Here is a 13,627-nt window from a genome sequence, read left to right as displayed (position 1 = left end):
ACACGTGACGTTCGGATCCCTGGGCGGCTGATCACCCGACGGCTCACCCGTCCGCGCGCCGTACGGGGCAGCCGCCTGCGCCGGGCACCGGGCGGGTGCCCAGTTCGGCGAGCCGGTAGCCGTTCGGGTAGCCCTTGATCTCCCAGTTCTGTCGCGCGTGGTGGGGCGCCCGGCGCGGCGGCAGCAGCCGCACCGCGCGTCCACGCGCGCGTACCGCTCCACGCACCAACGTGCGGGTGACGGGGCCCGGCGGGGTGTACCGGAAGGCCTTGAGGAGCGGTTCGTCGAGCAGGGCGAGCGTGGCGCTGCGCAGGACGGGTGCCAGCGGCTTCGGATACCAGGAGGCCATCAGGGCGAGGGTGGCGTCCGAAACCCGTCGCGCATCCTCGTCCCAGGCGAAGTGGACCTCTTCGTAGGCGTCGAGGCAGGTCTCGAACTCCTCGTAGGTCCCGGGGATGTCCTTGATGCCCATGCGGCGCCCCAGGGCACGGTAGTACTCGGTGCAGGCGACGATCTCGTGGCGGGACAGCCTGCGCCACCCGTAGGCGTCGATCCACCGCTTGGGCATCACGACGAAGGTGCACAGCACGTACCGCATGTCGTCGTTGCCGATGTCGTAACTGCGGTGCATCTCGTTCATGCGTCGGACTGCGGTACGCCCCTGTTCGCTGTCGAAGCCGTGCTCGACGACGGCGTCGAGCAGGAGCACGGTGTCGTCGTAGCGCTTCTGTGCGCGGTCCGTGAGCTCCGCCGTCTGCGCGAGCAGACGCCCGATGCCCGGTACCGCGTACGTGCGGTACAGGGCCAGTTCCAAGGCGCGGGTGAAGTCCCACGGGAACTCGTACGCCGACGTGAGCCGGTAGATCTCCAACGCGTCCTCGTACGGGTCCATCCGCCGGATCTGCTCGAGCCGCTCGAAGCGCTTCACCGCTGCGTCCCCCTTCTGCCGCCGTGACTCCAACTCTAGGTTGAACAGCAGGAGATGAACGATCAGTTGCACAACAGCGCAGGGGGAAGGCGGTCGGCATGTTCGGCAGGATCCGCGAGGCCTACGGGAGATTCCGCGACGCGGGGCGTGCGCGGTCGCGTGCGGACGGGGAACGACGTCCGGACGGGGCGTCGCGTGCCGCCGGGAAGCGCACGCCCAACCTGTTCGAGGCGGCCGCCGCGTACGTCTCGGCCTGTGCCGAGGACGACCAGGACAGAATCGACGAAGCGGCGGGCTGGGTGTCGCCGGAGGCACTGTCCTTCGGGGTCAACGAACTGGCCTGTCGCGCCGTCATCGCGCTCGCGCGGGAGCGCGACGAGTCGCCGCGGGCGGTGGCCCGTGCGCTGCTCGGACTGCCTGCGGGGTGACCTGTCCCACGGTCGGAGGTGGTCGATTCGCCCCGTCCGGGCGGAAAACTGCAGCTCCGGCTGTGTAGGGGAGTCGTGACAAGCGCCTTCCCGCCGCACTAGGGTGCGCGCCGGTGGACGAACCGATGGGGAGGCTGGGATGGCAGGGACGGACGAGGACGCCGTCGCCGCCGCGGACGATGCGCTCTATGTGCTCACGGCGGTGTTGCTGACGCCGGCGAAGTTCCCGAGCGCGCTGGGCGACGACTACCCGGAGGCCTGTGCGGCGCTCGGCCTCGCGCCGCTCGCCGACGGGTACGGCCTGGTGCTGGGCCAGGACGGCGAAGGCGCGCGATGGACCGTCGTCATCGACGACGTGTCACTGGTGGCCGTCGCCATCGCGTCGTGGGACTGCGGCATGGAGTACGACCTGTCGCCCGGCGAGCGGACGGTTGTCGCCGCGCTGCCGGGCTGGCCGCTGGCGGTCGCCGTCGCGGCTCCGGGCGTGCCCGCGCCGCACGATCCCGCCCCCGAGGTGACCGACAGCCCCGCGCTGTGCCCTCCGGACACGAGCACCTGGGGCCCGGCGCAGCGGCGGCTGGGGGCCGACGAGATCGCGCTCCAGTGGGCCCTGTGGCGGGAGCAGATCGACGACACGGAGTTCGCTCCCCCGCAGCCGGCCGCCGGGTCGGACTCGGGCACGGACGAGGAGAACCGGGGCGACGGGGCCGAGCAGGCCGCCGACGGCTCCGGGAAGGGCGACGGCGGGTCCAGGAAGGCCGACGACGCCGACGAGGTCGATGGCGTCGTTGGGGTCGAGAAGGGCGCGCCGAAGGGCCACCGCGGTATCCGACGCGTCCTGGCGGAGGTGCGGGCCTATGTGGACACCCCGCCTCCGCTCGGCCGTGTGCGCTCCTCCTTCGCTCCCGGTGATGCGCGTACCCTGCGCGCCGACGGCCCCGGCTGGTCGCTGGTGGCCAGGACCGACGACATCGCGTTCGTCCTGCTCGACGATGAGCCGGGCGAGGTGCTGCCGGTCGGCCGCGGTCCCGAACTGCCCGGACTCCTGGAGGCGCTCGACAAGATGGCGGTACGGCCGCTCTGAGCCGGTTGAGGCCCTACCGCGCCGACCACGTCGGCTCGGGCGGCCGGACGACGGGGACCGAGGCTCGGTCCCCGTCGCTCACCGGCCGAGCTCCTTGCGGGTGGCACGGCGCAGCCTGCGCCGTTGAGACGGATCCAGCGTGAGGTAGGCCGCCACCGGCACCCCCACCATGATCAAGAAGGCCGCCCACCAGGGCAGCCAGATCAGCAGGAGGAGCCCTGCCGCCACACCTCCTGCGGCGATCTTCGCGTTCTTCGACATGTGCGTCGCCTCCTTCGCGGCCATTGCCGCTCTCTGCCATGAAAACGGCTCCACGCCGCCCGCGGTTCCGGACCCGACCCTGAGACCTCCCTGAGCTACACCCCCGAGACGCCCCTGAGAACCCCTCGCGTCAAGTTCTCGGGCGAAGCCCGCCGAAGCCTCTCCCAGAGGTGGTGCGCGTTCCCCGGCGAAGTGTTGTACCCTCGGCGACTCCGCCTCCAGTAGTCAAGTTTGAGGAGAAGGTTCATCGCCGCGCCGAGGTTCCCCGTGGAAACATCGACCGAGATCTCTGAGCTGGCCTCTTTCAGTGCCGTGTTCGTGCCCGGCACCCCGGCCCGTACCGGCACCGTTGCCTTCTGGCACCCCGAAGGCGACGCACCTCCCGTCGTCCCGTCGGCGTCCGTGCAGGATCTGTCCGTCGTCCGGCCGGCCCGAGGCGGGGTGGCCCTCGCGCGCGTGCCGGCCCTGCTGTTGCCCGTGTTGGACGCGCTTCCCGTCCTCACACGCGCGCGTGTCGCTCCGGAGGCACACCGGGCCACCGCCTTCTGGGGTGCGGCCGCCCTGCTGGCCCTGCGGTGCGTCGCCCGTGGCCTGCTGCTGCCCGGCCTCTCCCCGGACGACCACGACGCCTGGCGGGTCGGCCCGCTGGGTCCGGACGACGTCGAGCAGGTGCGCAGGCTGGCCGCCTCGATGCCACCCGAGGCGCACGCCGTACCGGTGGACGAGAGCTCGCCGCTGCGCCTGACCGATCCCGAGCGGCTGCTGCGCGCCTTCCTGGACGCCGTCGCGGACGCACTGCCCCGTACGCCCGCCGCGGCGCTCGTGACGGGCGGACCTGCCTACGCGGCCCACCCGCCGCTGCGTGCGCCGGAGCTGCGCGCATGGACGGCTGACGTCGCCGCGGGCCACGACGCCGGCGTACGGATCTCGCTGCGGATCGAGATCTCGGGCATCGACCTGTCCGGGATCGACGTCGACGGCTCCTGGGCCGACCGGACCGGCAGCGACGCGCCCGGCGGCGGGATCGGTTCCGCTGCCGCCGGGCGACCGGCGCCCCGGTTCCGGGCCGTGCCGCAGGTGCACAGTGTGAGCGATCCCGCGCTGGTCGCGGACGCCACCGAGATCTGGGGCGGGTCCGGCGCCGCGATCGAGAGGTTCGGCCCGCGCGCGCGGATGGACGCCCTGCTCGCGCTGCGCCGTGCGGCCCGCGCCTGGCCCGCGCTCACCCCCCTGCTGTCGGCCGCCGTCCCGGACGCCGTCGATCTCCTCGACGAGGAGATCACCGAGCTGCTGGGGGAGGGTTCGCGAGCACTGGCCGGCGCGGGGGTGGAGGTGCACTGGCCGAGGGAGTTGGCCCGCACGCTCACGGCCCGCGCGGTCGTCGGGCCGCCGGAGCACGGAACGGGGCCGGATCGCACCGGATCGGACACACCGTCGTTCCTGTCGGCGGACGCGCTGGTGACCTTCACCTGGTGGTTCGGGCTGGGCGACCAGCAACTGACCCGCGAGGAACTGGACCGTCTGGCCGAGGCCAACCGGCCCCTGGTGCGGCTGCGCGACCAGTGGGTCCTGATCGACCCCCGGGAACTGCGCCGTGCCCGCATTCAGCAGGACCGCAAGATGACGCCCGTGGACGCGCTGGGCGCGGCTCTGACGGGCTCGACCGAGGTGGACGGCCGCAGGGTCGACGTACAGCCCACCGGCTGGCTGGCGGCCCTGCGGGAGCGTCTGACGCGGCCTGAGGCGCAGGAGCCGATCGAGCAACCCGCCGCGCTCGACGCGACACTGCGGGACTACCAACGGCGCGGCCTGGACTGGCTGGCCCGGAGCACGGCCCTCGGACTGGGCTGCTGTCTGGCGGACGACATGGGGCTCGGCAAGACGATCACGTTGATCGCCCTGCACCTGCACCGCCAGACCGACGCCGAGACGGCGGGACCCACCCTGGTGGTCTGTCCGACGTCCCTGATGGGCAACTGGCAGCGGGAGATCGAGAGGTTCGCGCCGGGCACGCCGGTGCGCCGCTTCCACGGGCCACGACGTGACCTGGAGGCCCTGGCCGACGGGGAGGTCGTGCTCACCACCTACGGCACACTGCGGCTGGACGCGGGTCGGTTGGGCGAGGAGCCATGGGGTCTGGTCGTGGCGGACGAGGCGCAGCATGTGAAGAACCCGTACTCGGCGACCGCGCGGGCGCTGCGCACCATCGGCTCACGCGCGCGTGTGGCGCTCACGGGTACCCCGGTGGAGAACAATCTGTCGGAGCTGTGGGCGATCCTGGACTGGACGACGCCGGGCCTGCTGGGCCGGCTCGGGGCCTTTCGTACGCGGTACGCGCGCGCCGTCGAGGCCGGCGGGGATCCGGCGGCGGCGGAGCGACTGGCCAGGCTGGTGGGACCGTTCCTGCTGCGCCGCCGCAAGTCGGACCCGGGGATCGCCCCCGAGCTGCCGCCCAAGACCGAGACCGATCGTCCCGTCTCCCTCACCCTGGAGCAGGCGGGCCTGTACGAGGCCGTGGTGCGCGAGACGCTCGCGGCGATCGCCGAGGCCGACGACATGGCGCGACGCGGGCTGATCGTGAAGCTGCTGACCGGCCTCAAACAGATCTGCAACCATCCGGCGCAGTACCTGAAGGAGGAACAGCCCACGACGGCCGGACGCTCCGGGAAATTGGAGCTCCTGGACGAGCTGCTCGACACTCTCCTCTCCGAGGGGGCGAGCGTGCTGATCTTCACGCAGTACGTGCGCTTGGCGCGTCTCCTCGAACAGCATCTGGCAGCACGAGGCGTGCCCACTCAGTTCCTGCACGGCGGCACGCCCGTCGCCGAGCGCGAGGCCATGGTCCAGCGCTTCCAGGACGGTGAGGTCCCGGTGTTCCTGCTGTCGCTCCGCGCGGCCGGCACCGGCCTCAACCTCACGCGCGCGGAGCATGTCGTGCACTACGACCGCTGGTGGAACCCGGCCGTCGAGGCGCAGGCCACGGACCGGGCGTACCGCATCGGTCAGACCCGGCCGGTGCAGGTGCACCGGCTGATCGCCGAGGGCACGATCGAGGACCGCATCGCCGACATGCTGCGCCGCAAACAGGACCTCGCCGACGCCGTTCTCGGGGCCGGCGAGACGGCGCTCACGGAACTGACGGACGCCGAGCTGGCCGACCTGGTGGAGCTGCGATGAACCGGCACGACAGCACCGAGGAACGCACCTTCGCCGCGTTGCCTCCCGCGCACGGAAAGGGATTCGCGCAGACGTGGTGGGGTCGGGCGTGGCTGGCCGCGTTGGAGGACGGCGCGTTGGACGGGGAGCAGGTGAGGACGGGCCGCCGACTCGCGCGCGCGGGCGCCGTGGGCGCGGTGTCGGTGCGGCCGGGGCGCGTCACGGCCGTCGTCCAGGATCACGATCGCACGTCGCACCGGGCCGACGTGCTGCTCGACCGGCTTTCGGACGCGCAGTGGGACCGGTTCCTGGACCTGGCGGTCGAGCGGGCCGGACACGTGGCCGCGCTGCTCGACCGCGAGATGCCGCCCCACCTGGTCGAGGACGCCGAGGCGGCCGGCGTCGACCTGCTCCCCGGGCTCGGAGACCTGGAGGCGGAGTGCGACTGCGGCGCGTGGGACCAGTGCGGTCACACGGCGGCGGTCTGCTACCAGGTGGCGAGGTTGCTCGACCAGGATCCGTTCGTCCTGCTGCTGCTTCGGGGGCGCGCCGAACAGGCCCTGCTGGACGCCCTCCAGACGCGGGGCACGGCTGCTCGGGCCGAATCCGAGCCGACCCGGTCCGAAGGGGTGGACGCGGCGCAGGCGTACGCGGCCGGGAGCATCCTGCCTCCGCTGCCCGCCGTGCCCGAGCTCCCGGAGGAACCGGGCGTCCCGCCCTCGTTGGACACGGATGCGCCGCCGCCGTCGGGGGTGGAACCGGCGGCGCTGGAGATCCTGGCAGCCCGGACGGCCGTCGCGGCGCATCTGCTGCTGGCGGAGGCGCTCCGCGAGGGGGCCGGACGGCGTGCCCCCCAGGCCGCACCCCCACCCCCACCCCCAGCTCCGGCCCCAACCGCGTTGACGCTCGGCCAGGACGCGGTCCGGCTGGCGGCGGGCGTTCTCGAAGGCCCGCAGGCAGTGGATGGACCCACCGCGGACGTGGTCGGCCGGCTTGCCGCCGGGTCGGGGCGCAGCCGGGAGCAGCTGGCAGCGGCCGTGCGTGCCTGGCGGCTCGGAGGGGCGGCCGCGCTGTCCGTGCTCGAGGAGGAGTGGACCGTAGCGGGCGAGGCGCTCGCACGCGCGCGTGCCGCACTGGACTCGGCCTGGGAGGAGGACGAACGGCCCGTGCTGCGGGCGCGGGGGAACCGGTGGACGGTGGTCGGCGAAGGAGCGGCCTGCCAGCTGCGCCTCGGGCAAGACGGCCGTTGGTGGCCGTACCGCAAGGAGCGGGGCCGCTGGACGGCGGCCGGGGACGCGGCTCACGACCCGGCGACGGCCTTGGCGGCGGCTCGACCCGACAGCGAGGAAGCGCTTTCCTAGGCTCGGTCCACCTCCGGTCCGGAGCGGGAGCGACACCCCGCTCCGGACCGGGCGTCGGCCCGATGGACGGCCGACGCCCCGCGTTCACCCGCAGGCCGCATGCCGTTCGGTGCGTGCGCCAACTCTGGCCGCTGTCACCGAACTTGCCGAACCGCCCCTCAGGAGGCCCGATGTCCCCGCACGCCACCGGCAGGCGCCGCGTCCACCGTTCCGTCGCGGCGGGCGTACCCCTCGCCGTGCTGGCCGCGCTCGCCACCGCCGGACCAGCCGCGGCGGGCACGTCGTCCCACACGGCACATGTCACCCGGACCGCGACGCTCGGGGACATCCCGCTCGGGGCGTTCAGCAACGCCCTGCTGCCCGGCACGGTGGCCGACGACCGGGGCGTGGACCTCGGCGGCATCGGCAGCGACATCTATCCGACGGGCCGCAAGGGCGAGTTCTGGACGGTCACCGACCGTGGACCCAACGGCCAGATCAAGGTCGGCGGCAGCAAGCGCCGCACGTTCCCCGTGCCGGGGTTCGACCCGGCCATCGTGCGGATCCGGGTGTCCGGGGACACCGTGAAGGTGGTGCAGGCGATCCCGGTCACCACGTCGTCGGGGAAGCCCGTGACGGGGCTGTCCAACCAGGAGGGACGCGATGAGGCGCCGTACTCGTACGACGCCCGGACGCCCCTGTCCTACAACCCGAACGGGCTGGACACCGAGGGCCTCGTGCGGGCGGCGGACGGGAGTTTCTGGCTCGTCGACGAATACGGTCCTTCGCTGGTGCACGTCTCCGCGCGCGGGAAGGTTCTGACGCGTTACGTGCCCGAGGGGCTGAAGCTGACCGGCACGGACTACCCGGTCGTGGAGACGCTGCCCGCGGTCCTGCTGCACCGGAAGACCAACCGTGGCTTCGAGGGGCTCGCCCAACTCCCGGGCGGCGACCTCGTGCTGGCGGTGCAGAGCCCGCTGTCGCTCCCGGACACGGCAGCGGGAGAGGGCTCGCGGACCGCGCGACTGCTGCGTTTCTCGCCGAAGAAGAAGGCGGTCACCGCCGAGTACGCGTACCGCTTCGACCCGGTCGACGTGGTCGACCCGAGCGAGGACGACACCTCCGAGCTCAAGATCTCCTCGGTGGTCTCCGTGGGCGGTGACCGACTGCTGGTGGAGGAGCGCACGGACAAGGCCGCACGGCTGCAGCTGGTCCGGCTGAGCCGGTCGGCGAACATCCTGGGCAGCAGCTGGGACGACGACGCGACGACGCCGTCGCTGGAGCAGCTGGACGACCCCGCCGCCTCAGGAGTTCCGGTGCTGTCCAAGCGGCTGGTCGTCGACCTGGGCAAGGTCGCCGGGGTGCCCGGGAAGATCGAGGGCGTCGCGCGCGTGGACGACGACACGCTGGCGCTCGTCAACGACAACGACTTCGGGATGACGGACGGCACCGGGGCGTTCGACGCGCAGGGGCGGCTGGTCGACAGCGGCATAGAAACGACCGTCACCTACGTGCGGCTGCCGCGGGGCATCTGAGAGTCGGCGCCTCGGCACGCGCGCGTGGCCGTTATGTGCGGTCCACGCGCGCGTGTGCAGACTAGGGCAGCAACTCGCTCAGGGACGGCAGCAGCGACTCGAGCTCGCTCGGAATCTCGGTCGGCAGTTCGCTCGGCAGTTCGGTGGGGAACTGCGACGGCAGCTCGGTCGGCAGGCCGCTGGGCAGTTCGACCGGAAGGCTGAAGGACGGGGCGGGAGTGGAGCCCGTGCTGCTGCCGGTCGGCTCGTCGTCCGGTGAGTCGTCGCCTCCCGAGGACATCAGCACGACGACGAGGACGGCTCCGGCGACGGCCAGCAGGGCGAGGACGACGAAGAGGGGGTTCCGGCGCCGTCCGGAGCCGCCCGGCGGCTGAGACGGCGGAGGCGGCGACCAACCGCCCCCTCCTCCCGTCCCGTCGTCGTGTCCGAAGCCGGAGTGAGGCGGTCCGAATCCGCCGGGAGGCGGTGTGTCACCCGGCGGTCCGGGCGGCTGGGGCGGTACGGGCGGCATGGCCATACGGTCCAGCGTCGCGGTGGACCGCTCACAGCGCGACCCCCGCACGGAAGTTGATACCGACCCATGGCATGGACGGCATGGTTCCGGCGCACTCCGTACGGAGATCGCTCGAACAGAGGTCGTTCTGCGCCACGCGTGTGCGCACGCTCATCGGTGCACACACGCGTGCGCGGGTTCAGCCCCGGGCGGCCAGCAGGTGGTCCATGGCGAGCTGGTCGAGGCGCTCGAACGCCATGCCCCGGGCGGCGGCCGCCTCCGCGTCGAAGTCCTCGAAGGCGCCGCGGTCGGCGAGCAGGCCCTGCAGGCCGTCGGCGGCGGTGGCCTGGGCGAGCTCGTCCAGGCGGGAGGCGCGCAGGGCCTCCTGGACCTCCGGGTCGTTGCGGAACGCGGCGGCGCGCTCCTTGAGGATCAGGTAGTTGCGCATGCAGCCCGCGGCCGACGCCCACACGCCGTCGAGGTCCTCGGTGCGCGGCGGCTTGAAGTCGAAGTGCTTCGGGCCCGCGTAACCGGCGCTCTCCAACAGGTCGACCAGCCAGAACGCGGAACGGAGGTCGCCGGCTCCGAAGCGCAGGTCCTGGTCGTACTTGATGCCGGACTGGCCGTTGAGGTCGATGTGGAAGAGCTTGCCCGCCCACAGCGCCTGGGCGATGCCGTGCGGGAAGTTCAGCCCGGCCATCTGCTCGTGGCCGACCTCGGGGTTGACGCCGTACATCTCCGGGCGCTCCAGGCGCTCGATGAAGGCCAGGGCGTGGCCGACGGTGGGCAGCAGGATGTCGCCGCGCGGCTCGTTCGGCTTGGGCTCGATCGCGAACTTCAGGTCGTAGCCCTGGGAGGTCACGTACTCGCCGAGGAGGTCGAAGGCCTCCTTCATGCGGTCGAGAGCCACGCGCACGTCCTTGGCGGCACCCGACTCCGCGCCCTCACGGCCGCCCCAGGCGACGTAGATCTTCGCGCCGAGCTCGACGGCCAGATCGATGTTGCGGATCGTCTTGCGCAGGGCGTAACGGCGCACGTCGCGGTCGTTCGCGGTGAACGCGCCGTCCTTGAAGACGGGGTGCGTGAAGAGGTTGGTGGTGGCCATGGGCACGGTCATGCCGGTGGTGTCCAGGGCTGCACGGAAGCGCTTGATGTGCTCCTCGCGCTCGCTGTCCGAGGACCCGAAGGGGATCAGGTCGTCGTCGTGGAAGGTGACGCCGTAGGCGCCCAGCTCGGCCAGGCGCTGCACCGTCTCGACCGGGTCCAGGGCACGCCGCGTGGCGTCGCCGAACGGGTCCCGTCCCTGCCAGCCGACGGTCCACAGGCCGAAGGTGAACCTGTCATCGGGGGTGGGCTGGTAGCTCATGCCGCGGCTCCTTGCTTGAAGTCTGTCTTGCTGACTGTCCTGCTGACTATTTCGTCATGGCCGTTTACAAATTAGTATGCGGAAGCATCTCTGGGAAGACAGATCCCGCAGAGCCGCGGAAAAACTTGAGGGAGAGCCCGATGTCAGCAGCCGAGGGTCCGCTCGTCGTCGGCGTGGACACGTCCACCCAGTCCACCAAGGTCCTGGTCGTCGACGCGGCCACCGGCGAGGTCGTCGCAAGCGGCCAGGCACCGCACACCGTGTCCTCCGGGGCCGGCCGCGAGAGCGACCCGCGCCAGTGGTGGGACGCGCTGCGCGAGGCGCTGCACCAGTGCGGTGACGCGGCGCGCGAGGCTGCCGCGGTGTCGATCGGCGGGCAGCAGCACGGGCTCGTGACGCTGGACGAGCGCGGCGAGCCGGTGCGTCCGGCGCTGCTGTGGAACGACGTCCGCTCGGCCCCGCAGGCCCGTCGGCTGACCGAGGAGCTCGGCGGCGCGAAGTTCTGGGCGGAGCGCACCGGATCCGTTCCGGCGGCGTCCTTCACGGTCACGAAGTGGGCCTGGCTGGCGGAGAACGAGCCGGAGGCTCTGCGCGCGACCAAGGCCGTGCGCCTCCCCCACGACTACCTCACCGAGCGCCTCACCGGCGAGGGCACCACCGACCGCGGCGATGTCTCCGGCACCGGCTGGTGGGCGTCCGGGACCGAGTCGTACGACCAGGAGATCCTCGCCCATGTGGGGCTGGACCCCGCGTTGCTCCCGCGCGTGGTACGGCCCGGCGAGGTGGCGGGCACCGTGCGCGACAGCCACGACCTGCCCTTCGCCAAGGGGACGCTGGTCGCGCCGGGCACCGGTGACAACGCCGCGGCGGCGCTCGGCCTCGGGCTGCGCCCCGGCACGCCCGTGCTGAGCCTCGGCACCTCGGGCACGGTGTACGCGGTGGCGAAGCACCGCCCCACCGACCCCACCGGCACCGTGGCCGGCTTCGCCGACGCCCACGGCGACTGGCTGCCCCTGGCCTGCACCCTGAACTGCACGCTCGCCGTCGACCGCGTCGCCGCCCTGCTCGGCCTGGACCGCGAGGCGGTGGAACCCACCGCGCACCTCACGCTGCTGCCCTACCTGGACGGCGAGCGCACCCCGAACCTGCCGAACGCCTCCGGCCTGCTGCACGGCCTGCGCCACGACACCACCGCCGGTCAGCTGCTGCAGGCCGCCTACGACGGCGCCGTGCACTCGCTGCTGGGCGCGCTCGACCTGGTCCTCGACGAGGACGCGGACCGCTCGGCGCCGCTCCTGCTGATCGGCGGGGGCGCCCGGGGCACGGCCTGGCAGCAGACCGTGCGCCGGCTGTCCGGGCGGCCGGTGCAGGTGCCCGAGGCCAAGGAGCTCGTCGCGCTGGGCGCCGCGGCGCAGGCGGCGGGCCTGCTGACCGGCGAGGACCCGGCCGCCGTCGCCCGCCGCTGGAACACCGCGCGGGGTCCGGTGCTCGACGCCGTCGAGCGGGACGACACGACCCTGGCCAGGATCGCCGGGGTACTCTCCGACGCGGCCCCGCTGCTGGAACGGAGCGCGGACGCCCACTGAGCATCGACGAATCGACGGAGGCATGACCGCACCGCTGCACGAAGCCCGGCCGGCCGGCCCGGGGCGCGCACTGCCCGACACCCAGCAGGGCATGCGCCGCCGCAACCTGGCCCGGGTGATGCACGCCGTCAGCGCCGAGGGCCAGCTCTCGCGGGCGGCGGTCGCCTCACGCATCGGCCTGACCCGCGCGGCGGTCTCGACGCTCGTCGACGAACTCATACGCACCGGACTGCTCGAGGAGCTGGGCCCCGAGCGACCCGGCCGGGTCGGGCGGCCCGGTTCGGCGCTGGCGGTCAGCGGGCGCGGCCCGTCGGGCATAGGCGCCGAGATCGGCGTCGATCATCTTGCGGTCTGCGCCGTCGACCTGCGCGGCGAGGTACGCGCGCGTGCCGTGCGGCACGGCACTAACCGCGGCCGCTCCCCCGAGCCGGTGGTCGAGGAGCTGACCGCGCTCGTACGCCGGATCGTCGCCGAGGCGGAGCGCGAAGGGCTGTGGCCGGCCGGGCTCGCCGTGGCGGTCCCCGGCCTGGTCGCCCGGGACGCCCGTACGGTCGTCCGCGCGCCGAACCTCGACTGGCAGGACGTCGACCTCGGCGCGCTGTTGCCCGACGAGTTCCCGCTGACCGTGGACAACGAGGCCAATTTCGGCGGACTGGCCGAACTATGGCTCGGCGCGGACACCCCGGGGAACTTCCTCCACGTGTCGGCGGAGATCGGCATCGGCGCCGCCCTGGTCATGGACGGCAACCTGCTGCGCGGCACCCGCGGCTTCGCCGGCGAGCTGGGCCATGTGCCGGTCCACCCGGACGGGCCGGAGTGCGTGTGCGGCGGACGGGGTTGTCTGGAGCAGTACGCCGGCGAGGAGGCGGTGCTGCGGGCAGCCGGGCTGGAACCGGGCGAGGATCGCGTCGGACTCCTGGCGGGGCGCGCCGCGGACGGCGATCCCGACGTACGGCACGCTCTGCACGAAGCGGGAACAGCCCTGGGGATCGCCCTGACCGGGGCGCTCAATCTGCTGGATCCGGAGGGCGTCGTGCTGGGCGGCGCCCTGGCCGCACTCGCGCCGTGGCTGCTGCCGTCCCTCGAGACCGAACTCTCCCGGCGTACGGCGGGCCCCGCCTGCCCCGTGTCCGTCTCGCGGCTGGGCCCCGAGGGACCGTTGCTGGGGGCCGCGCACTCGGTGGTGCGGGCCGTGCTGGACGATCCGGCGGCGGTGGGAGCGGCGGGTGCGGTGGGTGTGGCGGGGGCGGAACGGGCCTGAACGGCTCGGGCCGTGCAGGGGTCGCGCATCCTGCCGGTGTCCGCTGAGGCGCAAGCACTGGCAGTCTTTGCAACTCGCACTGGCACTGGCACTGGCAGCGGCAGCGGCAGCGGCAGCGGCAGCGGCAGCGGCAGCGGCAGCGGCAGCGGCAGCGGCAGCGGCAGCGGCAGCGGCAGCGGCAGCGGCAGC

11 protein-coding genes are annotated in these 13,627 nt (G+C 73.0%); 7 read left to right on the top strand and 4 right to left on the bottom strand.

The window, feature by feature from the left end; translation table 11 throughout:
* Positions 1-43: 43 nt before the first annotated feature.
* Complete coding sequence (locus tag ABZ725_RS13945) at positions 44-928, bottom strand: oxygenase MpaB family protein (protein ID WP_358802909.1); 885 nt, start codon at positions 926-928, stop codon at positions 44-46.
* Between the two features lie 98 nt (positions 929-1,026).
* Here ABZ725_RS13945 and ABZ725_RS13940 point away from each other — a divergent pair, with 98 nt between their 5' ends.
* Entirely contained in the window at positions 1,027-1,356 is a 330-nt protein-coding gene (locus ABZ725_RS13940; RefSeq protein WP_358802908.1) for a hypothetical protein, read from the top strand.
* Positions 1,357-1,495: 139 nt separating this feature from the next.
* The gene (locus ABZ725_RS13935) at positions 1,496-2,440 is read left to right on the top strand and encodes a hypothetical protein (protein WP_358802907.1); all 945 of its coding nucleotides are present in this window, start codon (positions 1,496-1,498) and stop codon (positions 2,438-2,440) included.
* Between the two features lie 78 nt (positions 2,441-2,518).
* Here the strand turns inward: ABZ725_RS13935 and ABZ725_RS13930 are convergent, their stop codons facing one another.
* Entirely contained in the window at positions 2,519-2,701 is a 183-nt protein-coding gene (locus ABZ725_RS13930; RefSeq protein WP_358802906.1) for a hypothetical protein, read from the bottom strand.
* A 267-nt stretch (positions 2,702-2,968) separates the two neighbouring features.
* Between ABZ725_RS13930 and ABZ725_RS13925 the strand changes: the two genes are divergently transcribed.
* From ABZ725_RS13925 to ABZ725_RS13915, 3 genes are all read left to right on the top strand, one after another.
* Complete coding sequence (locus ABZ725_RS13925; protein WP_358802905.1) at positions 2,969-5,878, top strand: DEAD/DEAH box helicase; 2,910 nt, start codon at positions 2,969-2,971, stop codon at positions 5,876-5,878.
* Entirely contained in the window at positions 5,875-7,218 is a 1,344-nt protein-coding gene (locus ABZ725_RS13920) for an SWF or SNF family helicase (protein ID WP_358802904.1), read from the top strand. The genes ABZ725_RS13925 and ABZ725_RS13920 overlap by 4 nt, the downstream gene beginning before the upstream one ends.
* A 170-nt stretch (positions 7,219-7,388) precedes the next feature.
* Positions 7,389-8,732 (top strand): esterase-like activity of phytase family protein, encoded by a 1,344-nt coding sequence (locus tag ABZ725_RS13915; protein WP_358802903.1) that lies wholly within the window; start codon positions 7,389-7,391, stop codon positions 8,730-8,732.
* A 61-nt stretch (positions 8,733-8,793) separates the two neighbouring features.
* On the opposite strand, the gene ABZ725_RS13910 is transcribed toward ABZ725_RS13915, so the two are convergent.
* Positions 8,794-9,249: a hypothetical protein gene (locus tag ABZ725_RS13910; protein ID WP_351902891.1), complete on the bottom strand. Its 456-nt coding sequence runs from the start codon at positions 9,247-9,249 to the stop codon at positions 8,794-8,796.
* 175 nt (positions 9,250-9,424) lie between these two features.
* Positions 9,425-10,591: a xylose isomerase gene (gene xylA, locus ABZ725_RS13905; protein ID WP_351902888.1), complete on the bottom strand. Its 1,167-nt coding sequence runs from the start codon at positions 10,589-10,591 to the stop codon at positions 9,425-9,427.
* A gap of 140 nt (positions 10,592-10,731) precedes the next feature.
* Between xylA and xylB the strand changes: the two genes are divergently transcribed.
* Positions 10,732-12,177, top strand: a complete 1,446-nt coding sequence (gene xylB, locus ABZ725_RS13900) for a xylulokinase (protein ID WP_351902885.1) — start codon at positions 10,732-10,734, stop codon at positions 12,175-12,177.
* Positions 12,178-12,199: 22 nt separating this feature from the next.
* On the top strand, positions 12,200-13,438 hold the full coding sequence (locus tag ABZ725_RS13895; RefSeq protein ID WP_358802902.1) for an ROK family transcriptional regulator: 1,239 nt from the start codon (positions 12,200-12,202) through the stop codon (positions 13,436-13,438).
* Positions 13,439-13,627 lie beyond the last annotated feature (189 nt).

It is taken from the genome of Streptomyces sp. NPDC006872, from assembly GCF_040635845.1.
Lineage (GTDB): Bacteria > Actinomycetota > Actinomycetes > Streptomycetales > Streptomycetaceae > Streptomyces.
The sequence above is the reverse complement of the archived record's forward strand: the minus strand, read 5'-3'. Positions and strand labels throughout refer to the sequence as shown.

Bases quoted from the DNA above. Each gene is read 5' to 3' on its own strand.
- ABZ725_RS13940 (WP_358802908.1), top strand. From the start codon at position 1,027: ATGTTCGGCAGGATCCGCGAGGCCTACGGGAGATTCCGCGACGCGGGG.
- ABZ725_RS13915 (WP_358802903.1), top strand. From the start codon at position 7,389: ATGTCCCCGCACGCCACCGGCAGGCGCCGCGTCCACCGTTCCGTCGCG.
- ABZ725_RS13895 (WP_358802902.1), top strand. From the start codon at position 12,200: ATGACCGCACCGCTGCACGAAGCCCGGCCGGCCGGCCCGGGGCGCGCA.
- ABZ725_RS13910 (WP_351902891.1), bottom strand. From the start codon at position 9,249: ATGGCCATGCCGCCCGTACCGCCCCAGCCGCCCGGACCGCCGGGTGAC.
- xylB (WP_351902885.1), top strand. From the start codon at position 10,732: ATGTCAGCAGCCGAGGGTCCGCTCGTCGTCGGCGTGGACACGTCCACC.
- xylA (WP_351902888.1), bottom strand. From the start codon at position 10,591: ATGAGCTACCAGCCCACCCCCGATGACAGGTTCACCTTCGGCCTGTGG.
- ABZ725_RS13930 (WP_358802906.1), bottom strand. From the start codon at position 2,701: ATGTCGAAGAACGCGAAGATCGCCGCAGGAGGTGTGGCGGCAGGGCTC.
- ABZ725_RS13920 (WP_358802904.1), top strand. From the start codon at position 5,875: ATGAACCGGCACGACAGCACCGAGGAACGCACCTTCGCCGCGTTGCCT.
- ABZ725_RS13935 (WP_358802907.1), top strand. From the start codon at position 1,496: ATGGCAGGGACGGACGAGGACGCCGTCGCCGCCGCGGACGATGCGCTC.